Here is a 19,185-nt window from a genome sequence, read left to right on the forward strand (position 1 = left end):
CATCATGGCTGCCGCTGAGATCACACGAGATCCACTTCGCGTTGCCGCCGGGCACTGGCTCGACCGCGAGCGCGTGCGCGTGTACTCCATCGTGGCGCTGGTCTGCTACGCCGCGTATTTCGGCATCTGGTGCGTGCGTGCCGATGTGCTGAAGGTGGACGGCGTGTTCCCGCTGGGCGGCGACTTTGTCGTGTTCTGGAGCGCCGCGCAACTGACGCTGCAGGGCACGCCGCTGGGCGTGTACGACTTCGCCACGCTGCACGCGCTGGAAGTGGCGACCGTGCCATTGATCGCCACCAACCACGCCATCCTGCCGTGGTTCTACCCGCCCACCTTCCTGCTGTTCGTCCTGCCGTTCGGCCTGTTGCCGTATTGGCTGGCGGTGCCGGTGTTCTTTGGCGTGAGCGCCGGCGCCTTTCTCTCGGTTGTGCGGCGCATCGTGCCGTGGCGCGAGGCGTGGCTGCCGTGCGTGGCATTCCCCGGTATTGCCGTGGTACTGGCGACCGGCCAGAACGCGCTGCTGCTGGCGGCGTGCGCGGGGCTGGCGCTGACGAAGCTGCAGTCGCGCCCGGTGGTGGCGGGCATGCTGCTGGCGCTCCTGACGCTCAAGCCGCAACTGGCCCTGATGGTGCCGGTGGCGCTGGTCTGCGCAAGGGCGTGGAAGACCTTGGCGGCGATGGCGTTGACCACGCTCGGCCTGACTGCCGTTGCGCTGGGTGCGTTCGGCGTGCAGTCGTTCACGGCCTTCCTGCACAACGCGGGGTTCGCGCGGTCGGTGGTGGAATCCGGCGCGGTCATCCTCGCGCGCATGCCGACGGTGTTCGCCCTGGTGAAGATGCTGCACGGCGGCGTGGTGCCGGCCTATGTGCTGCATCTGGCCGTGGCCGTGGTGGCCGCCGGCGTGGTGGTCTATGCCTGGCGCCGCCCCTGCGCGTTCGCGCTGCAGGCCAGCGCCTTGATCGTCGCCACGCTGCTCGCCAGCGCTTATCTGTACGACTACGACCTGGCGTTTCTCGGCTTGGCAATCGCCTGGTTTGGCACGTATGCCTGGCGCCAGGGCTGGCTGCCCGGAGAGCGCGAACTGTTGGTCCTGCTTTGGCTGCTGCCACTCGCCGGGATGCTGTTGATCGAATCGATCGGCTTCCAGTTGATGCCGATCATCCTGCTGCTGGCACTCGCGCAGATCGCGCGCCGCATTCATCTTGAGCGCGCAAGCAACACATAAAAGGAACCGTGGGCGCACGCGCCGCGGACGGGGAGGAAATGATGACGGAATACAAGAGAACGCAACTGCTTTCGCTGGTCGTGCCGTTCTACAACGAAAGCAAGGCTCTGCACGCATTCTTTGCGCGCGTCGTGCCCATCCTGGAAGCCATCGAGTCGATGCAGTTTGAGATCGTGTGCGTGAACGACGGCAGCACCGACGACACCTTGGCGCAACTGATCAAGGTCTCGCACAGCGACGAGCGCGTGCGGGTGATCGACCTGACGCGCAACTTCGGCAAGGAGGCCGCGCTCACGGCTGGCATTGACGAGGCGTTCGGTGATGCCGTCATCCCGATCGACGCGGATCTGCAAGACCCGCCGGAGTTGATTCCCACGATGGTTGCGCATTGGAAGCGGGGGGCAGAGGTGGTGCTGGCCCAGCGCACCAGTCGCGCTTGTGATTCGTTCCTCAAGCGCGTTACGGCGAAGGCGTACTACCGTGTGCACAACAAGCTGTCCGACCTGAAACTGCCCGAGAACGTGGGTGACTTCCGCCTCATGGACCGGGCCGTAGTCAACGCGCTCAAGCAGTTGCCCGAGCGGCACCGCTTCATGAAGGGCCTGTTTGCCTGGGTGGGCTACAGCACGGTCATCGTGCCGTATGAGCGCGAACCGCGCAGCGCCGGTACCTCCAAGTTCTCTGGGTGGCGCCTGTGGAATTTCGCGCTCGAGGGCATCACCAGCTTCAGCACGCTGCCGCTGCGCAGTTGGACGTACCTGGGCGTGGCCATCGCCAGCCTGGCGTTCTGCTATGGCAGCTTCATCGTTGCACGCACCTTGATCCTGGGTGTGGATGTGCCGGGCTATGCCTCTGTGCTGTCGCTGCTGCTGTTCTTTGGCGGCTTGCAGCTCATCGGCCTGGGCGTGGTCGGCGAGTACATCGGCCGCATCTACGACGAGGCCAAGGGGCGGCCGATCTATCTTGTAAAGCGCCGCTATCAGGAGCGGCGCGTGCGCAGTCGGGTGTCGGGTGAGCGGCGGGTCATTCCGCTGGTCAGGGGGCAGCGCGGTTAGCGGCGTTGCGTGACGTGCATGGCCTGCGCCCGCGTATGCGGGATGGATGAAAGGGGAGGGGAGCCATGTCGTCACCCTGGTATCGGCGCCCGGCGGCGCGTCGCCTGGCGGTTTACGCCACGGCGGCTTTGGCGATCCAGATTCTGGCACTGCTGGTCTGGATCGTCCGTTTCTACATGCTGGAGGACCACACGGCCCCCATGGTCGGGTTTGATTTCGGGGTCTTCTGGTCGGCCGCCCGCGTGACATTGGCGCACGGTGCGACGGCGGTGTTTTCGATGCAGTGGATGCAGCCCATCGAGGTGTCGGTGTGGCATGCCTTCAACTACGCGCCGTGGCCGTATCCACCCACGTTCTTGCTGGCGGTTTTTCCGTTTGGCCTGTTGCCGTTCGGTGCGGCGCTGGTGCTTTATTCCGTGCTGGGCCTGTGCATCTATTGGGGCATGCTTACACGCCTTGGGCGCCATGTCGATCGCGTGCTGTGGCCACTGCTCGCTGCCTTCCCCGGGCTGTGCGTCGCGCTTGGGTTGGGACAGAACACGCTGTTGACGGTCGGGGCCGCAGGCGCGGCGCTGGCCTTGCTCGAGATTGATTCCGCGCTTGCCGGGGTGTGCATCGCGGCCCTTGCCATCAAACCGCAGTTTGGCGTGCTCTTTCCGCTGGCGCTCGCTTGCAGCGGGCAGTGGAAAGTGTTCAGTGTGGCCGCGCTGTGTGCCCTTGGCTTTGGCGCGATCAGTGCGCTGGCCTTCGGGGGCGATGCATGGACGGCGTTTGCCACCTACCTGCCGGAGTTTCGCCGCCTGGCGGTGGAAGAAGGCGGCCCTTCCATGTGGATTGGCATGCCGACAGTCTTTGCCATCAGCCGCAGCCTGGGCCTGCCGGTGAACGCGGCCTATCTGGCACATGCGCTGGTTGCCGCGCCTGCGGTCGTGGCGATGGCATTCCTGTGGGCCAGACGCGCCCGGTTCGAGTTGTGCGCGTCCGCCTTTGTCGTGGCCACGCTGCTGATGCAGCCCTACGTCATGTTCTATGACCTGGCGTGGCTGATCCTGCCAATCGTCTTGCTCCTGCGCGATGCGAAGGCGCAACCGCTGCACCGCGTTGAATGGCTGGTGCTTGCCGCTGCGTGGCTGGCGCCATTGCAAGGCGTGTTGGCGGCCTACCTGGGGCGGTATCTGCAGGTGGTGCCCGTGGTGCTGGTTGGGTTGCTTGCGATGGTCATGCGCCGGTATTGGACGAGCGTGCGGGCGCAGGAGGCTGGTCAGCGGATGGCCGCACTCCGCCATTCCTGATTGGACCCGGCGTGGCTGCAACCCAGTCGGGTGTGGCGGCGGTTTCGCTGCGCCGGGCTTGGCGTGCGCGCTGCGCGGTCATCACGAGCAATGCGATGAGTACCAGTGGAGCCCACTGGCCCATGGTGTGCGAAAAGACCACAAAGAACGCTTGCGCCGGCACCAGCCAACTCGCGACCAATATCGCCCGTTCGGAACGGCTGCTGCCGTGGCGGAGGCAGTCGAGCGTGAGCCAGGCGATCGGCAGGGCCAGCCAGGCGAGGTCGTAATACAGCAGATAGGGCTGCACCAGCATGGTCGCGATCGGCAAGGTGGCCGCGCGCAGCGCGAAACGGCAGCGGCTGCGCCAGAGCCATACGCAGGTGCTGACCACCAGCAGCGATGCGAGCGCATGTGCCAGGTACGACACGGCGAGCGAACAGCCCGCGGTGCGCAGCACACCGAACACCGTTGGCGCGCCGTACAGGACCGAGTCGCCGTTCTCGACCACCACGTGCCGGAACATGGCGAGGCTGTGGGTGAACGCGAGAAACGTCTCCGTGCCGAGGGCCAGCCAGCTCAGCGCCAGCGACAGGATCGAGAACACGGCGGCTGACGCGAGCGCCGTCCATTGCCGTTGGCACAGCAGGAACAGCGGGAACAGCACTCCCAACTGGGGCTTGATGCACAGCACCGCGATGCAGGCGCCGCTGGCGATGGGGTGGCGCCGCAGCAGGAGCAGTGCGCCCGCCGCCGCTGCCAGCGTGAAGAGCGAGTTTTGCCCGGCGAGCAACGTTACCCAGACTCCCGGAAACGCCAGCGTTGGGAGGAACCAGCCGGCCTGCAGCCGCAGCATCGATCGCAGCACCGTCAGATAGAGCGCCACGCCGCCAGCGGACAGCACAAGTGCGGCTGCGCCGAACGGCAGCTTGCCGAGCGGGTAGATCAGCAGCAGGAACGTGGGCGGATACGGGAACGGCCCGAACGTACTGGTGGACAGTCCCGCCGCTTCTGCTGCCCGCAGCAGTTCCCAGTCGTAGGCGGCGGGGGCCCCATGCAGCAGGGCCACGCTGGAGGCACTCCAGAAGACGCCAAGATCCCAGGCGAGCCCAGGGATGGTGGGATTCTTCAGGACGGCATGCCCCCATAGCCACGCACCGAGCGCGAAAACCTCGCAGAACAGCAAGGCTGTGGCATAGAAGGCCAACCGGTGCGCGCTCTGCTGGCCTTTCGACGTCAACGTCAACGTCAGCGCGGGCAGGACAGGCTTCGTCTTCTGCTGGAAGAGGGGCATGGCCGGGTGTGGTGGTGATGAGGTTGCAGGCGCGCCGGAGCACCGGAGTACCCGGGCACGCTAACCCTGCACGCAGACCATCCCGAGTTCGCCCTTGCGGATCTGCAGCTTGTATTCGCGCATCATGCGGAACAGCGTGACGCGCGAGATGCCCAGCTCTTCGGCCACGTCGATGAGCCGCTCGTGATGGCGCTGCAAGGCTTCCTTCACGGCGCTGCGCTCGGCTGCTTCACGCACTTCGGCCAGCGTGAGCGGGCGGACGGGTTCCGGCGGCGGCTGCAGGTCCAGATCGCGTGGCTTGATGATGCCGTCTTCGCACATCGCCGCGGCTTGCCGGATGCGGTTGATCAGCTCGCGTACGTTGCCCGGCCATTCGTGCTGGTTGAGCGCACGGATCGCCGCCGGAGAAAAGCCCTTGATGTGCTCCGGCGAGTGGCCGCGGATCGTGTTGAGGATGTGCTCGGCCAGCAGCGCGATGTCGCTCTCGCGCTCGCGCAGCGCCGGCTGCTTCACCCGCAGCACGCAGAGCCGGTGATAGAGGTCGCCGCGGAAGCGCTCGGCCATGACCGCGGCTTCCAGGTCGACGTGCGTGGCGGAGATGACGCGCACGTCCACCGCCACCGATTCGGTGCCGCCCAGCCGTTCAATGCAGCCGGTTTCCAGAAAGCGCAGCAGGCTGGTCTGGCTCTCCAGCGGCATGTCGCCGATCTCGTCAAGGAAGAGCGTGCCGCCCTGGGCCAGTTCAATGCGGCCAAGCTTGCGCCGGGTCGCGCCGGTAAAGGCGCCGCGCTCGTAGCCGAACAGTTCCGACATCAGCAAGGTGGGCGGGATGGCCGCGCAGTTGACGGCGATGAACGGGCGGTCTGCGCGGCGCGAGGCTCGGTGGATGGCCTGTGCGGCGAGTTCCTTGCCGGTGCCGGATTCGCCAGAGATCAGCACGGGAGTGTCCCACTTCGATACCTTCTCGATGCCGCGGAACAGCGCCTGCATTGCGGGGCAGTTGCCGATCATGCCGTCTGGGCGCAGTGCGTTGCGTGCCGTGGTCGCGCTGGGGCGCAGGCTCGCCATGCCCACGGCGTGACCTAGCGCGCGGGCCAGCTCGGCGTTGTCGCAGGGGACGTTGTAGTAGTCGACGAAGTACAGGCTGAGCAGCTTGCGAATCGGGTCGGTCAGCACGTCGCCGGTGCCGGTCACGCCGATCCAGCCGATGTTGCGTGCGGCCAGCCAAGGCTCCAGCTCTTCCAGCTCGGCATCCGAAAAGCCGCAGGTCAAGTCCATCAGGCCGCCGAGCGCGGGGTCTTCGTCCAGGTCCAGGGCTTCGAGTTCGCGGCGGCTGGTCGCGAAGATGAGCCTCCAGCCCTGTTGTGCCAAGGTGCGGCACAGCGTTGCGTCGTGATGCAGCGAGACGTAGAGCAACGGGCGGTTGATGTACGCGTTCATGGCTTCCCCCAGTTTCTTGTATTTGGGTCGCATTTCCTGTTGCGACCGCTGGCCGACAGCTGAACTGACTACTCGGACAAAGGCGACAAGGGCCACCTGTCCGCAACTGACTTCTGTCTGGGGGAGGGTCATGCCGGCGCCGAACAGCAACCGCGCATCGGGCGGCAGCTTGCTTGGCAACTTATTCATCTCGTCGCGACGAGACCGGCATGGAGTCGGCTCGCGCCGACGATGACATCCCCCGGGTACTGCAACTGTTCGATCACTCCTATCGCGTTGCCGGCAGCGCGTGCAGTCACTGCCCTTGGCGCAACTGCGGGGCGCGTGGCCATCTCATGTGGCTGGTGCACCCCTTTCTGCCGGTACTTCCCCTCAGAGTGCTTTCGCTGTTGATGGCATGGCACCCTGTCTTCTTGATCTGGCCTGCGGGTTCGGTTGCGGCATCGCCTGCGGTGCCGATTTATGGTCTGGACTGCCGAATCTCTGCATTGCCTTGTTGGCGGGAACACATGAGCGACGACCATGCCACGGGCCTCAACCCCTTGATTTGCAAGGGCTCCTACTCGAAACGAGGTGCTTGCGGCGGCAGGCTTCAGGGAGATGTTTCGAAATGGAAACCCTGCGAACGACCGTTCGCGCCATGAAAAACACGCGATTTCCCGCCAATTTGTGCGTGATCCGATACGCAAACGACCACAAAAGGTGATCGAAGCAGCCTGCTGCGGTGCCGCAGGTTGGGGACAACCAGAAGCACGCGCGGTGGTTGCATCCGTGAAACATGGCTCATGGATATGGCACCTGCCCAGGCGGCTTCACATGCCGGGCGTATCGCACCGGTCACGCCGGCGTCGCGGAAATGACGTAGCAGCGACTCGGCGATGTGGACGAGTGCACCGCACGTGATGCCGCTGATTCATGAGAGGGGATACCCGTCAGCTCATCCTAAAAGATGAGGCGTCTCGCTGGCCGTGCTGGGTGCTGCCGGAGTCTGCTTGCCTGTGCAAGGTTGTATCAGTCCTGAAACAGGGGCCGAGGGGCCGAGGGGCCGGCCTGGCGTGAAACATCGGCGCAACAGGGGCGCGATTGTCGCTACCTGCTGCGGCTGGACTGAGCAGACCCTAGAGCACGAGCGGTTTGTCCGCCAGCTCGTTGGCGCGCGGTGTGCCGTCGAAAGGTGCGTGCGTGGCGAGGATGTCGTTGATCTGCGCCAGCGCTTCGAGCACCGGCGTGATCGTCACCCGCTGCGCAAAGCCGCGTGTGATGGTTTCGCACACTGCGTGCCACGCGTGCGCATCGACCTTGGCCGCGATGCCATGATCCGCCAGGATCTCGACCGCGTGATCGGCGAAGTTGATGTAGAGCAGCACGCCCACGTGCTCGTGCGTGTTCCACACCTCCAGCAGGCCGAACAGCGTGCGGGCACGCTCGCGAGGCGTGACACCTGCCCAGGCGTCGCGCACGGGCAGCGAACTTTCGATGACGACGCGCACCTCGCCGCGATGGCGTTGCTCGCCCTCGCGCACGGTGGCCTCCAGCTTGAGCAGATCGGCAGGCGGGAAAACGCGCCGCGCATGCGACGGGGTCGTCAACAGGTGGGTGAGGGCGCGGCGGGCGCCGCGATGGTGTTGGGTCGTGGATGCCATGAACGTCCTCGTGCTCACCAGTTGCCGGAGGCACCGCCGCCGCCGAAATCACCGCCCCCACCGCCGCTGAAGCCGCCGCCATCGCTGCCGCCGAAATCACCACCGCCGCGCCCCCAGCCGCCGCCGAGACCACCGCCCAGCCCGCCGATGGTGCCCGGGCCCCAGCCGCGGTTGCCCATCATCACGCGCGAGCCGGGCCGGCCGGGCAGGCTGCCCGTCACCCGGCCGCCCGAGCGCATGGCCGCGCTCAGCACGAAGAACACGATGATCGCCAGCGGGAACAGCACTGGCAGCCAATCGCCGATACCGCCGCTGGCCTGCTGTTGCTTGGCGCGCTCTGCCGGCGGCAGATTCTCCTGGGCGATGACGGTCTGGATGGCCGAGATGCCCGCCGACAGCCCGCCGTAAAAATCCCCCTGACGGAAGTGCGGCGCCATCACGTCCTGCAGGATGCGCTTCGATTGCAAGTCGGTGAGCGAGCCTTCCAGCCCGCGTCCGACTTCAATGCGCATCTTGCGCAGGGAAGCGGGGTTGTCCTTGGCGATGAGGATGATGGCGCCGTCATCCACGCCCTTGCGGCCGGCCTTCCACGCCTCCGCCACGCGGATGCCGTAGGCCTCGATGGGCTCCGGTGCGGTGGACGGCACCATCAGCACGAAAATCTGGCTGCCGTGCTGCTGTTCCTCTTCGGCCAGCACCTGTTCGAGCGCGCTGCGCTGCTGGGCAGACAGCGTGCCGGTCAGGTCGGTCACGCGCGCGGCCAGCGGCGGCACGGCCACCATGTCGCTCTGCGCACGCGCAGGCAAGGCGACGGCCAGCCACAAGGTTGCCGTCATCAGGAAGGCGAAGAAGGCACGCGCGCGCATCGACATGATCGTCAGCTCGTCAGAACTTCACCGCCGGGGCGGTGGAGATGCCCTTCTCGTTCTCGACCGTGAAGTTCGGCTTGACCTGGTAGCCCATCACCTTGGCTGTCAGGTTGGTCGGGAAGCTGCGGGCCAGCACGTTGTAGTCCTGCACCGATTTGATGTAACGCTGGCGCGCCACGGTGATGCGGTTCTCGGTGCCTTCCAGTTGCGATTGCAGATCGCGGAACGACTGATCGGCCTTGAGCTGCGGATAGTTTTCCGACACCGCCATCAGGCGCGACAGCGCGCTGGAAAGCTCGCCCTGTGCCTGCTGGAATTTCTGGAATGCGGCCGGATCGTTCAGCGTTTCGGGGGTGACCTGGATGCTGGTGGCCGCGGCGCGGGCGCGCGTCACGGCTTCGAGCGTGTCTTTCTCATGTGACGCATAGCCCTTGACCGTGTTGACTAGGTTCGGGATCAAGTCGGCCCGGCGCTGGTACTGGTTGACCACCTCGGCCCAGGCGGCCTTGGTGGCCTCGTCCTTGGACTGGAAATCGTTGTAGCCGCAGGCGGACAGGAACGGGGCGGCCAATACGGCCAGCGCCAGCGCCAGCCAGCGCAGCATCGAAAAACGCGCCGCGCGCAAAGACAGGGCAGGGGTCATGAAGTCCTCTTGATCGGAAAAACGATGTGGCATGAGACCGACATCGTCTCACGGTGTTCCGTCGAACTCTAGCCCATGTGCTTGACGGTCCAGTCACACATCGGTACGGTATCGAGACTTTTTTGACAATTTCCATGCGCGCGATTTCCTCTGTTTCGTCGATTCGCTCTGTGCCGGCACTTTGCCTGTCGGCTGCGTCGACGCTCGCGCGCGCCAAAAAAGCCTCCAAACAGCCGCTCGTCTGACCGGGGCGCTGTTCCGTCAGATGGGCGACGGAACAGCGGACAGCCAGCACGGTTGACCTCTACCCGCATCTCGCGGGCCCTGCATTCCCGATGCTCTCCTGATGGTTCTTGATCGGTCGTTGATTCGTCCAGGAGTGTTGTCATGCTTGAAAACCAGTCCGCCACCGTGCGCCCGTCCTATGCAGGCATCTGGGTGCCCATCGTTACGCCGTTTGCCGACGACGCGACGCGTTCGGTCGATTACGGCGCGCTGTATACATTAGTGGCGCGGTATCGCGCGCAGGGCGTGGTCGGTTTTGTCGCGTGCGGCAGCACCGGCGAGGCGGCGGCGCTGACCGACCAGGAACAGGCCGACGTGCTTGATACGGTACGTGCCGCGGCCGACGGCCTGCCCGTGGTAATGGGTGTGTCCGGCAGTGCGCTGGCATCGGTGCGCGAACGCATGCTGCGGCTGGCCGAACACCAGCCCGCTGCGTTCCTCGTGCCGCCACCTTCCTACATCCGCCCGTCGCAGGCGGGGATCGTTGAATACTTCATTGCACTGGCCGATGCATCGCCCGTGCCGGTGCTGCTGTATGACATTCCGTATCGCACCGGTGCGGACATCGCCACCGAGACCCTGCTCACGCTGGCGGCACACCCGAACATCCACGGCATCAAGGATTGCGGCGGCGATGCAGACAAGACGCAGCGCGTGATTGCCGACGGGCGGCTGCAGGTGCTTGCGGGCGAGGACGCGCAGGTGTTCGGTACGCTATGCGCGGGCGGCGTTGGGGCGATCATTGCCGCCGCCCACGTGCGGACTGAGTTGTTCGTCGAGATGGCGCGGGCCGTCCACGAGCAACGCCTGAACGATGCGCGGCGCTTGCATCATGCGCTCGCGCCCGTCATTCGGCTGTTGTTTGCACAGACGAATCCCGGGCCGTTGAAGGCTTGGTTGGCTGATGAGGGATTGGCGAAGAATGTGCTGCGACCACCGATGACTATGGCGTCTGACGAGTTGCGCACTCAACTGCTGGCGGCGGTCAAGGCGATTTGATTTCTTCCGTTCATGGCATGCTCCTTATAAAGCGGGTCCCTCCCAAAAAAGCGATGCTGAATTTCACCTCGATCCAATCTCGAAATGAGAGTCAGCAGTTTTTTGGGGGCGCCAACCTATCAGGCCTGTCTGAGCCGGGAGGCATGCTAGCTCGCAAATGTCGGGTGGCATGCGGTACGCAGTCCGAAATCTCGATTATGCTTGCCACCCTGCTGAAGTAGGGCGCGTCCAGTTCAATTGCCGCGCTACATTACCGGCCATCTGCGACAGCGTCGATACCGAAAGATTGAAGAACAAAACTCCGGGGCGTCAGGGAAAAATGCGGTCAACGCTGTTATTGCTCATGGCCAGCGCGAGTCTGGCAAGCGGTTGCGCGTCCATTGTGGGCGGCACCGGGCAGGTGGTCTCCGTTGAAACCCATCAGGCCGAACGTCTTGTGGAAGGCGCCCGCTGTGAAATGGCCAACAGCAAGGGCACGTATTACGTGACGACTCCCGGCACGGTAACGATCAGCCGCGCCTACGGCAACCTGACGGTCCGTTGCGACAAGGAGGGCATGGATACCGGCCAGGCGACGGTGATCTCTGCCACCAAGGCACTCGCGTTCGGCAACCTTATCTTTGGTGGTGCGATCGGGGTCGCTGTCGACGCGAGTTCGGGTGCTGCCTACGACTACCCGGAAATGATCCGCGTGAGCATGGGTGAGAGTGTGGTCATCGATGCACGCGCGGGGGGCGGCCAGAGTGATCCCTTGATCGTCGCGGCCGGCACGTCGTCCTCGGCTGCGACGACATTCGGCGCGCCGTCTGCGCTTGCAGCCCAAGTCAACGCGCCGGGTCAGGCGAACCGTGAGCCCAAGCACCCGACATTGGACGACCTGCGCTACGTTTTGCCGCGCTGACCCCGCCTTCAACGTCTTTCATGCTGCGGCGCAGGGCGGACAACGTCCGCACGCGCCGGTCCTACCGTCCTAAACTTTGCTGCCATGCATACATGCCGCGTTCCTGTTTTGCTCGGATTGCTTTCTGCTGTCGCCACCCCGGCCGTGGCCCTCGACCTTGAACGGCTGAACGCGAGCGTCTACGCCGTTCAAGCCCGCGGTCAGCAAGAGACGCTGTTGCGTGCCGGATCGGGTGTCGCCATTGGGCCGCGGCAGGTCGTCACCACGTGCAATGTGTTGGCGGGGTCAAGGTCGATCGCCGTGCGTCGCGGCAACGTGAGCTATGGCGCAACACTCGAAGCGCCGGATATCGAGCGCAACCTGTGCTTGTTGACGGTGGCGGATCTCAACGTGCCGGGCGTGCCGTTGTCGCCGTCAGCAGCGCCCGGCTTCGGCCAGAAGGTTGTGGCTGCATCGGTCAGCGGCACGGCACTCGCAGTGCGCACGGCGACGATTGCTGGCCTGCAGGCGGATGCCGGGGGCAAGCTGGACCGTATCGAGGCGTCGGTCGCACCCGATGCCGGCGCGGCCGGCGGTGGGCTGTTCGATGAAAGCGGGCGGCTGATGGGGATTCTCGTTAGTCCGGCCTCGCCCAAAGATGCGCGCCAGCAGGCAGTGCCGGCGTCGTGGATTCCCGAGATCCGGGCGCGCGGTGCCGCCGCCATGGCGAGTTATCGGGTGGCGGCAACCAACCTTTCATCGGATCTGGTTCCGGCGCGCGAAGCGTCGGCCGGTTCGCCGAGCGTGGGTGAAGTGTGGCGCTACCAGTTGCACGACGACCTCACGCGGAAGAATCAGGAGGTCTCCTACCGCGTCGACCGGATCGACAATGGCCGCGTGATCTACAACCAGGGCTCGCGCATCGAGTTTCTGGATGGCCGAGTCGATCGTATTGATGTCCCGATTGCCGGTGAATTCGACCTGGCGTCGCCGCCGGGCGGCTGGGTGCCTGCAAACGTGAAGGTGGGTGACCGCTGGAAAGTGGCGTACAGCCGGGCGAAGGGGCGGAACGATACGAGCCTTGAAGCCGTGGCCGAGAAGGAGGAGATGATCCGCGTTCCTGCAGGAGCCTATCGCGCGATCCGCATTGCCTATCGGGGCTACGCCAATCGAGCCGCCAACGTCAACGGCATGGGCAGCTCAGCGGTGCCATACAGAACCACAGTCTGGTATGCGCCGGAACTGGGGCGCGTGGTGCGGTTCACCGCCGGCTATTCCAACCGCTGGGAACGGCTTTCCGAGACCCTCGAACTCGTCGAGCACCGCGTCGATTGATCGGAAGCTGTGCCCGGGCTAAGGGACGGACCACGATGTCCGTCTCTTAGCCCTGTCGCATCAAACTGCCTTGAACGCCTTCCGTGCCGCATCAAAGGTGGCATCGAGAATCGCATCGTCATGCGTCGCCGAGACGAAACCGGCCTCAAACGCAGACGGCGCCAGATAGACGCCCTGATCCAGCATGGCATGGAAGAACGCATTGAAGCGCCCCACATCGCTCTTGGTCACCTCGGCAAAGCTCGTCGGCACGCCCTCGCGGAAATAAATGCCGAACATGCCGCCGACGCTGTCTGCGGCAAACGGCACGCCAGCCTCGCGGGCGATGTCGCTCAGGCCATCGACCAGCTTGCGCGTCTGCGCGGCCAGGCGGTCATGGAAGCCATCGACGGCAATCAGGCGCAGCGTCGTGAGCCCGGCCGCTACGGCCAGCGGGTTGCCTGAGAGCGTCCCGGCCTGATACACGTTGCCCAGCGGCGCAAGGAAACCCATGATGTCGCGGCGGCCGCCAAACGCCGCGGCCGGCATGCCGCCGCCGATCACCTTACCCAGGCATGTCAGGTCTGGCTTGATGCCGTAAAGCGCCTGCGCACAGCCGAGCGCCACGCGGAAACCCGTCATCACCTCGTCGAAGATCAGCACGGCGCCGTGCTCGGAGCACAGCGCCCGCATGCCTTGCAGGAAATCCTCGGTCGCACGCACGAGGTTCATGTTGCCGGCCACCGGTTCGACGATCACGGCGGCGATTTCCTTGCCGTGGCGGGCAAACGCTTCGCGCAGCGCGCTCACGTCGTTGTACGGCAGCACCATCGTGTGCTTGACCACGTCTTCCGGCACGCCCGCCGAGGATGGCGCGTTCTGCGTCGTGTCTGCAAAGGTCAGCAGGCCCGAGCCGGCCTTGACCAGCAGGCTGTCGGCGTGGCCGTGGTAGCAGCCCTCGAATTTGACGATCAGGTCGCGCCCAGTAAAGCCGCGTGCCAGGCGCAGGGCGCTCATGGTCGCCTCGGTGCCGGATGAGACCAGCCGCACCTGCTCGATCGAGGGCACGAGCCTGCAGATCTCTTCGGCCATGACGACTTCGGCCTCGGTCGGGGCGCCGAACGAGAAGCTGTCGGCTGCCACCTCCTGCACGGCGCGCACGACATCCGGGTGCGCGTGGCCGACGATCATCGGGCCCCACGAGCCGACGTAATCGATATAGCGGGTGCCGTCGGCATCCCACAGGTACGGGCCGGCTGCCTTGGCAATGAAGCGCGGCGTGCCGCCCACCGAGCGGAAAGCGCGCACCGGCGAGTTCACGCCGCCGGGGATGGTCTTCTGGGCACGTTCAAACAGGGCAGCGCTGCGGGAAGAGGTCGACATGGATGCAGTTGGAAGAGAGAGGCGCCGCGCTGGACAACGCAGCGACACGGTTTGGAGCGTGAATTGGACCGATTGCGTGGCGGTTTGACGCAGATGCAGTGCAGATGCAATCAAACACGTCGCCCGCCCTACGCCTGTTCTGGCGTGGGCGGGCGCGATTCGGTACCATCTGGCCTGCCATTTTAATAGACGGAACCACCAAAGCTTTGCCCTATGGAACAGCAGATTGAATACAAGACGTGGATGTGCCTGATTTGCGGCTGGATCTACGATGAAGAACAAGGCGCGCCGGACGATGGCATCGCCCCCGGCACGAAGTGGGAAGACGTGCCCATCAACTGGACGTGCCCCGAGTGTGGCGCCCGCAAGGAAGACTTCGAAATGGTGCAGATCTGATCCGGATCTGCCGTTTTTCTGCTCGGCAAGTGAGCGGTTGCCCTCTTGCCGACAGCCAAATATCAGGAAGTGACGGATCGATCGAATCCATTCATTCGGGCTCGTCGCTTCCATGCCACAGGCAGCAGGCGGACGGTCGGCGCCATTGACGGCGAATAGGTGACTTGTCACACTTCGTCAAATTCTGAGCTTTACACTTCATAAGCGGGCCGGGGGGCGTAGTTTTGAAGTCGTCGCTAGCGTGGGCCCAACATCCGATGTATGGGCACGCTGTGCGTCGATTTGCCGCGATCCATCCGGTCAGAATGTCGTGGCGACCCGTGGTCGCGCACTGCGAGAACATGATGCAATCCGCGCGGGTGGAACAACTGACCGAATCCCAACCGCTGGCGAATTCACCGCTGGCGAATTCCCTGACAGGCCGCAAAGTGCTGGTGATCGATGACTCCAGCACCATCCGCCGTACTGCGCAGATTTTCCTGACCCAGGCCGGCTGCCAGGTCGTGCTGGCCGAAGACGGTTTCGACGCGCTGGCCAAGGTGGGCGATCTGAAGCCCGATCTCGTGTTCTGCGACATCCTGATGCCGAATGTAGACGGCTACCAGACCTGCGCGCTCATCAAGAAAAGCCCGAAGTTCCATGCCACGCCTGTGATCATGCTGTCTTCGCGCGACGGGATTTTCGACCGCGCGCGTGGCAGGTCGGTCGGGGCGGTGGACCACCTCGCCAAGCCCTTCACCAAGGAAGCGCTGCTGGAGGCGGTCCTGACTCATCTGCCGGCGGCCCAGGTTCTGGCTGGTCCGCAATGATGGCATCTCTCTAAACGAAGGACTGTTTGTATGGCAATCAAGAAAGTGTTGGTGGTCGACGATTCCCCGACCGAAGCGCTGCACCTGTCGGAAATCCTCGGCAAGAACGGTTTCAAGGTGACGGTCGCTGCCGATAGCGATCAGGCCATGGCCAAGCTCGAAGCCGAAGCCTTCGACCTGATCCTGATGGATGTGGTGATGCCCGGCCAGAACGGCTACCAGGCCACCCGCGCGATCAAGAAGGACGCGCGTTTCCAGGATATCCCCGTAATCATGTGCACGACCAAGGGGCTGGAAACCGATCGCGTGTGGGGCATGCGCCAGGGCGCGTCGGACTACATCGTCAAGCCGGTCAAGGCTGAAGAACTGCTGGATAAGATCGGCAAGTTGCCGCAATAAGAACCTGTCCATGATCCTACTGCGCGCCCCGATCTTGGCCCTGCGATGCTCGCCGTACCCATGTACGGCTGCGCTTCTCGTGCCAACCGCGGATCGCTCGCTACGGATCATGAACACGTTCTAGGCCCGCAGCCAACCGGAACGCAACGGACATGAGCCAGACGTGAACGAACCGCGCACCAACCTGACCTCCCGCCAGCGCCTGCATGAATACCAGGCGATGCTGGCACGGCGCCTGCAAGAGGCGCGCGCCAAGGCGTCGACGGACAGCTTTCTGGGCGTGCAGATCGGCGAGCATCATTGGATGCTGTCGCTGTCGGACACCGGCGAGGTGCTGGACTACCAGCCGCCCGCGCGTGTGCCGCTTACGCAGCCGTGGTATCTCGGTCTGGTGAACGCGCGCGGCAACCTGCTCGGCGTGATTGATTTCGGCCTGTTCTGCGGCGAGGCGCCGGCGGCCGGCGGGGTGGGCAGCAAGATCGTAGTGCTCTCGAAGGACCCGCAGCGTGCGTGCGCGATTGTCGTGCCGCGTGTGGCGGGGCTGCGCAGCGTTGCTGACCTGCAGCCGGTTGAGGCTGCGCAGGACGAGAGCCACCCGTGGCAAGGCCGCGCGTGGCGCGATGCGCAAGGCACGCTGTGGCGCGAGCTGGACGTGCGTCAGTTGCTGGCCGATCCGGCTTTCCTGCAGGTGGGCCGCAGCCGCGCGTGAGGCGCGGTGACCGTGGTGCAAGACCTGGCCGCTTGATCGGCCCGGCAATGAACAAGAAACAAGAAATGATTGGGCGCATCCGCAACGGGAGCGGAGGCGCGCGCGGGGCAAGACGGTGGTACGTGGCGCGGCAACAGGGCGCGTTTGATCTAACGTTTCACACGTATCGCGGAAGGTGCGGACCACGCAGGGCAAGAGAAGGCGTGGCCGCGGACGGGAAATCCATGCCGCTGATCTCGAATTGACGGGGCGGCTGCATCGACAAAACAAGAGGGTCCTATGGGGTTCAAGTGGTTCAACGCGGGTCGCCGTGCTGGAGCAGGGGCAGGGGCGTCGGAGGTTGCATCGGAGGGCGCTGCGGCTGCCTCCGTGCAGTTGGCGCAGTTGGATGATGCGGCCCACGTGGATGACGACAATCCCGCTGGTGCGTCGACGCAACTGGGCCGCACGCCCATCGACGCCGTGGTTGGCTGGATGGAGCGCGTGCCGTTCGCGGCGCAGCAGCGCGTGTTCACCATCGGTCTGGTGGTCGGCCTGCTGGCCCTGCTGATCTCGGTGTACCTGGATAACCGCCAGGCCAACAACGGTTCGGTGCAGATTGAAATTGCCGGTGACACGCTGATGCACTCGCAGCGTCTGGCCAAGGCAGTGCCGGTGGCGCTGCTCGGTAACGCCAACGCATTCGCCCAGCTCAAGGAAAGCCGCGCGCGCCTGCAGGAGAACCTCGAAGCGCTGAAGAACGGCAACTCCGAGCGCGGCGTGCGTGCCTCGGGCGGCGAAGCCGAAGCCCTGCTCGACAAGTCAATCGACGAATGGAAGCGCAGCGACAAGAGCGCCCAGGCCGTGCTGTCGCAGGAGAAGACGCTGGTGGCGGTGGGTAAGACGCTGAACGTGTTCAACGCGTCGAACCCCGAACTGCTGGAAGAAGCCGAGCAGATCTCGTCGATGAAGCTGCAGACCAATGCGCCAGCGCGCGAGGTGGCGGCATCCTCGCAGCTCGTGATGTTGACGCAGCGTCTCGGTAAGAACATGAACGAGTTCCTGGCCGGCGAAGGCGTGAACCCGGAAACGGCGTTCCTGCTCGGTAAGGACACCAACACCTTCCGTGAAACCCTGAACGGTTTGCTCAATGGCTCTGAAGCGCTGCGCCTGTCGGCCGCCACCGATGCCGAGACCAAGGGCTACCTGCAAGAGCTGTCGACCCGCTTCGACAACGTGCAGAAGACCACGCAGATCATCCTGGAAAACCTGCCGGGCCTGATCGCCGCCAAGCGCGCCCAGCAGCAGATCTTCAACGACAACGAAAAGCTGCGTGCCGATCTGTCGGATCTGCAGTCGGCGTACGCGAGCAGCGTGCGCAACCGTCCGCTGACCCTCGGCGCGGTGGTGCTGTCGGCCATCCTGACGGTGGTCTGCCTGGCCGGCCTGGCCGCCCTGTACCTGCGCGATTCGCGCGTGCGTACGATGGAAGCAGAAGCCCGTCAGCGTGAAGCCGAAGAACGCCGGATGGTGGAAAAGCGCAACAACGACGCCACCCAGGCCGCAATTCTGCGTCTGATGAACGAGCTGCAGGACATTGCAGACGGTGACTTGACCAAGCAGGCCACCGTGTCCGAAGACATTACCGGCGCCATCGCCGACTCGGTGAACTACACCGTGGAAGAACTGCGCGAGCTGGTCGGCCGGGTGCAGCAGACCGCCGAGCAGGTGACGCAGGCATCGTCGGCGGTGCAGACCACATCGGAAAGCCTGGTGGCCGCATCGGAAGAACAATCGCGCCAGATTCGCCAGACCGGCCAGTCGGTGGTGGAGATGGCCGACCGCATTACGCAGGTCTCGCGCGGCGCAGCCGAATCGGCCAACGTTGCACGCGCCTCGCTGGCCGCTGCCGAGCAAGGTCAGCAGGCCGTGCAGAACGCCATCACGGGCATGAACGACATCCGTGACCAGATTCAGGAAACCTCGAAGCGGATCAAGCGTCTGGGCGAATCGTCGCAGGAGATTGGTGAAATCGTGGAACTGATCTCGGACATTACCGAGCAGACCAACGTGCTGGCACTGAACGCTGCCATCCAGGCGGCATCGGCTGGTGAAGCCGGTCGCGGCTTCTCGGTGGTGGCAGAGGAAGTGCAGCGCCTGGCAGAACGCTCGGCCGAGGCAGCCAAGCAGATCGGCGCGCTGATCCGCACGATTCAGACCGACACGCAAGATGCGGTGCACGCCATGGAGCGCAGCACGGCGGGTGTGGTGGAAGGGGCGAAGCTGTCCGATAACGCCGGTGCGGCACTGGTGGAGATCGGCCGCGTGTCGCGCCAGCTTGCCGAACTGATTGAGAGCATTTCGCAGACGACGTCGCACGAAGCGACGCTGGCTTCGGACGTGGCGCAGAACATCGAACAGATCCTGCACATCACGGAGCAGACGTCGACCGGTACCCGCCAGACTGCACAGTCGGTGCGCCAGCTCACGCAGCTTGCTGAAGAGCTGCGTGACTCGGTTGCGCGGTTCCGCATCGCCTGATTCGCGTAACGACGCCGTCACTGGATTTCGGGCGGGAGCGCCGAAGGGGTC

17 protein-coding genes are annotated in these 19,185 nt (G+C 64.7%); 11 read left to right on the forward strand and 6 right to left on the reverse strand.

The window, feature by feature from the left end:
* Nucleotides 1-4: 4 nt before the first annotated feature.
* From B4F51_RS10845 to B4F51_RS10855, 3 genes are all read left to right on the forward strand, one after another.
* Entirely contained in the window at nt 5-1,225 is a 1,221-nt protein-coding gene (locus tag B4F51_RS10845) for a glycosyltransferase family 87 protein (protein ID WP_296225389.1), read from the forward strand.
* Nucleotides 1,226-1,266: 41 nt separating this feature from the next.
* Nucleotides 1,267-2,280 carry a glycosyltransferase family 2 protein gene (locus B4F51_RS10850; RefSeq protein WP_296225442.1) on the forward strand — a complete coding sequence of 338 codons (1,014 nt, stop codon included), beginning with the start codon at nt 1,267-1,269 and terminating at the stop codon, nt 2,278-2,280.
* Between the two features lie 65 nt (nt 2,281-2,345).
* Entirely contained in the window at nt 2,346-3,572 is a 1,227-nt protein-coding gene (locus B4F51_RS10855; RefSeq protein ID WP_296225391.1) for a glycosyltransferase family 87 protein, read from the forward strand.
* On the opposite strand, the gene B4F51_RS10860 is transcribed toward B4F51_RS10855, so the two are convergent.
* The 5 genes from B4F51_RS10860 to B4F51_RS10880 form a co-directional block, all read right to left on the reverse strand.
* Nucleotides 3,499-4,845, reverse strand: coding sequence for a glycosyltransferase family 87 protein (locus tag B4F51_RS10860; protein ID WP_296225392.1), 1,347 nt, complete (start codon nt 4,843-4,845; stop codon nt 3,499-3,501). The two genes, B4F51_RS10855 and B4F51_RS10860, sit on opposite strands and share 74 nt — an antisense overlap.
* Before the next feature lie 60 nt (nt 4,846-4,905).
* Complete coding sequence (locus B4F51_RS10865; protein WP_349676279.1) at nt 4,906-6,285, reverse strand: sigma-54 dependent transcriptional regulator; 1,380 nt, start codon at nt 6,283-6,285, stop codon at nt 4,906-4,908.
* 1,118 nt (nt 6,286-7,403) lie between these two features.
* Nucleotides 7,404-7,928 carry a TPM domain-containing protein gene (locus B4F51_RS10870; RefSeq protein WP_296225394.1) on the reverse strand — a complete coding sequence of 175 codons (525 nt, stop codon included), beginning with the start codon at nt 7,926-7,928 and terminating at the stop codon, nt 7,404-7,406.
* Nucleotides 7,929-7,942: 14 nt separating this feature from the next.
* On the reverse strand, nt 7,943-8,800 hold the full coding sequence (locus B4F51_RS10875; protein ID WP_296225395.1) for a TPM domain-containing protein: 858 nt from the start codon (nt 8,798-8,800) through the stop codon (nt 7,943-7,945).
* A gap of 13 nt (nt 8,801-8,813) precedes the next feature.
* Nucleotides 8,814-9,440 carry a LemA family protein gene (locus B4F51_RS10880; RefSeq protein WP_296225396.1) on the reverse strand — a complete coding sequence of 209 codons (627 nt, stop codon included), beginning with the start codon at nt 9,438-9,440 and terminating at the stop codon, nt 8,814-8,816.
* Nucleotides 9,441-9,827: 387 nt separating this feature from the next.
* Between B4F51_RS10880 and dapA the strand changes: the two genes are divergently transcribed.
* The 3 genes from dapA to B4F51_RS10895 all read left to right on the forward strand — a co-directional run bounded on the left by dapA (nt 9,828) and on the right by B4F51_RS10895 (nt 12,939).
* Nucleotides 9,828-10,724: a 4-hydroxy-tetrahydrodipicolinate synthase gene (gene dapA, locus B4F51_RS10885; protein ID WP_296225397.1), complete on the forward strand. Its 897-nt coding sequence runs from the start codon at nt 9,828-9,830 to the stop codon at nt 10,722-10,724.
* Between the two features lie 286 nt (nt 10,725-11,010).
* On the forward strand, nt 11,011-11,625 hold the full coding sequence (locus B4F51_RS10890; RefSeq protein WP_296225398.1) for a hypothetical protein: 615 nt from the start codon (nt 11,011-11,013) through the stop codon (nt 11,623-11,625).
* Nucleotides 11,626-11,769: 144 nt separating this feature from the next.
* Nucleotides 11,770-12,939 (forward strand): S1 family peptidase, encoded by a 1,170-nt coding sequence (locus B4F51_RS10895; RefSeq protein ID WP_296225399.1) that lies wholly within the window; start codon nt 11,770-11,772, stop codon nt 12,937-12,939.
* 60 nt (nt 12,940-12,999) lie between these two features.
* On the opposite strand, the gene hemL is transcribed toward B4F51_RS10895, so the two are convergent.
* Nucleotides 13,000-14,301, reverse strand: coding sequence for a glutamate-1-semialdehyde 2,1-aminomutase (hemL, locus tag B4F51_RS10900; protein ID WP_296225400.1), 1,302 nt, complete (start codon nt 14,299-14,301; stop codon nt 13,000-13,002).
* Between the two features lie 213 nt (nt 14,302-14,514).
* Here hemL and B4F51_RS10905 point away from each other — a divergent pair, with 213 nt between their 5' ends.
* The 5 genes from B4F51_RS10905 to B4F51_RS10925 all read left to right on the forward strand — a co-directional run bounded on the left by B4F51_RS10905 (nt 14,515) and on the right by B4F51_RS10925 (nt 19,134).
* On the forward strand, nt 14,515-14,697 hold the full coding sequence (locus B4F51_RS10905; protein ID WP_003261842.1) for a rubredoxin: 183 nt from the start codon (nt 14,515-14,517) through the stop codon (nt 14,695-14,697).
* A gap of 305 nt (nt 14,698-15,002) precedes the next feature.
* Nucleotides 15,003-15,506 (forward strand): response regulator, encoded by a 504-nt coding sequence (locus B4F51_RS10910; protein ID WP_296225443.1) that lies wholly within the window; start codon nt 15,003-15,005, stop codon nt 15,504-15,506.
* Between the two features lie 30 nt (nt 15,507-15,536).
* Nucleotides 15,537-15,905, forward strand: a complete 369-nt coding sequence (locus B4F51_RS10915; protein ID WP_296225401.1) for a response regulator — start codon at nt 15,537-15,539, stop codon at nt 15,903-15,905.
* 163 nt (nt 15,906-16,068) lie between these two features.
* Entirely contained in the window at nt 16,069-16,614 is a 546-nt protein-coding gene (locus B4F51_RS10920) for a chemotaxis protein CheW (protein WP_296225402.1), read from the forward strand.
* Nucleotides 16,615-16,893: 279 nt separating this feature from the next.
* Nucleotides 16,894-19,134 (forward strand): methyl-accepting chemotaxis protein, encoded by a 2,241-nt coding sequence (locus B4F51_RS10925; RefSeq protein WP_296225403.1) that lies wholly within the window; start codon nt 16,894-16,896, stop codon nt 19,132-19,134.
* The last annotated feature ends 51 nt before the right edge of the window (nt 19,135-19,185 follow it).

The sequence above is a fragment of the Ralstonia sp. UBA689 genome, from assembly GCF_002298975.1.
In the GTDB taxonomy this organism is placed as follows: Bacteria; Pseudomonadota; Gammaproteobacteria; order Burkholderiales; family Burkholderiaceae; genus Ralstonia.

What these genes read in the sequence shown, in the direction of transcription:
- B4F51_RS10845 (WP_296225389.1), top strand. Translation starts at nt 5, where the DNA reads ATGGCTGCCGCTGAGATCACACGAGATCCACTTCGCGTTGCCGCCGGG.
- B4F51_RS10850 (WP_296225442.1), top strand. Translation starts at nt 1,267, where the DNA reads ATGACGGAATACAAGAGAACGCAACTGCTTTCGCTGGTCGTGCCGTTC.
- B4F51_RS10855 (WP_296225391.1), top strand. Translation starts at nt 2,346, where the DNA reads ATGTCGTCACCCTGGTATCGGCGCCCGGCGGCGCGTCGCCTGGCGGTT.
- B4F51_RS10860 (WP_296225392.1), bottom strand. Translation starts at nt 4,845, where the DNA reads ATGCCCCTCTTCCAGCAGAAGACGAAGCCTGTCCTGCCCGCGCTGACG.
- B4F51_RS10865 (WP_349676279.1), bottom strand. Translation starts at nt 6,285, where the DNA reads ATGAACGCGTACATCAACCGCCCGTTGCTCTACGTCTCGCTGCATCAC.
- B4F51_RS10870 (WP_296225394.1), bottom strand. Translation starts at nt 7,928, where the DNA reads ATGGCATCCACGACCCAACACCATCGCGGCGCCCGCCGCGCCCTCACC.
- B4F51_RS10875 (WP_296225395.1), bottom strand. Translation starts at nt 8,800, where the DNA reads ATGTCGATGCGCGCGCGTGCCTTCTTCGCCTTCCTGATGACGGCAACC.
- B4F51_RS10880 (WP_296225396.1), bottom strand. Translation starts at nt 9,440, where the DNA reads ATGACCCCTGCCCTGTCTTTGCGCGCGGCGCGTTTTTCGATGCTGCGC.
- dapA (WP_296225397.1), top strand. Translation starts at nt 9,828, where the DNA reads ATGCTTGAAAACCAGTCCGCCACCGTGCGCCCGTCCTATGCAGGCATC.
- hemL (WP_296225400.1), bottom strand. Translation starts at nt 14,301, where the DNA reads ATGTCGACCTCTTCCCGCAGCGCTGCCCTGTTTGAACGTGCCCAGAAG.
- B4F51_RS10905 (WP_003261842.1), top strand. Translation starts at nt 14,515, where the DNA reads ATGGAACAGCAGATTGAATACAAGACGTGGATGTGCCTGATTTGCGGC.
- B4F51_RS10910 (WP_296225443.1), top strand. Translation starts at nt 15,003, where the DNA reads ATGTCGTGGCGACCCGTGGTCGCGCACTGCGAGAACATGATGCAATCC.
- B4F51_RS10915 (WP_296225401.1), top strand. Translation starts at nt 15,537, where the DNA reads ATGGCAATCAAGAAAGTGTTGGTGGTCGACGATTCCCCGACCGAAGCG.
- B4F51_RS10925 (WP_296225403.1), top strand. Translation starts at nt 16,894, where the DNA reads ATGGGGTTCAAGTGGTTCAACGCGGGTCGCCGTGCTGGAGCAGGGGCA.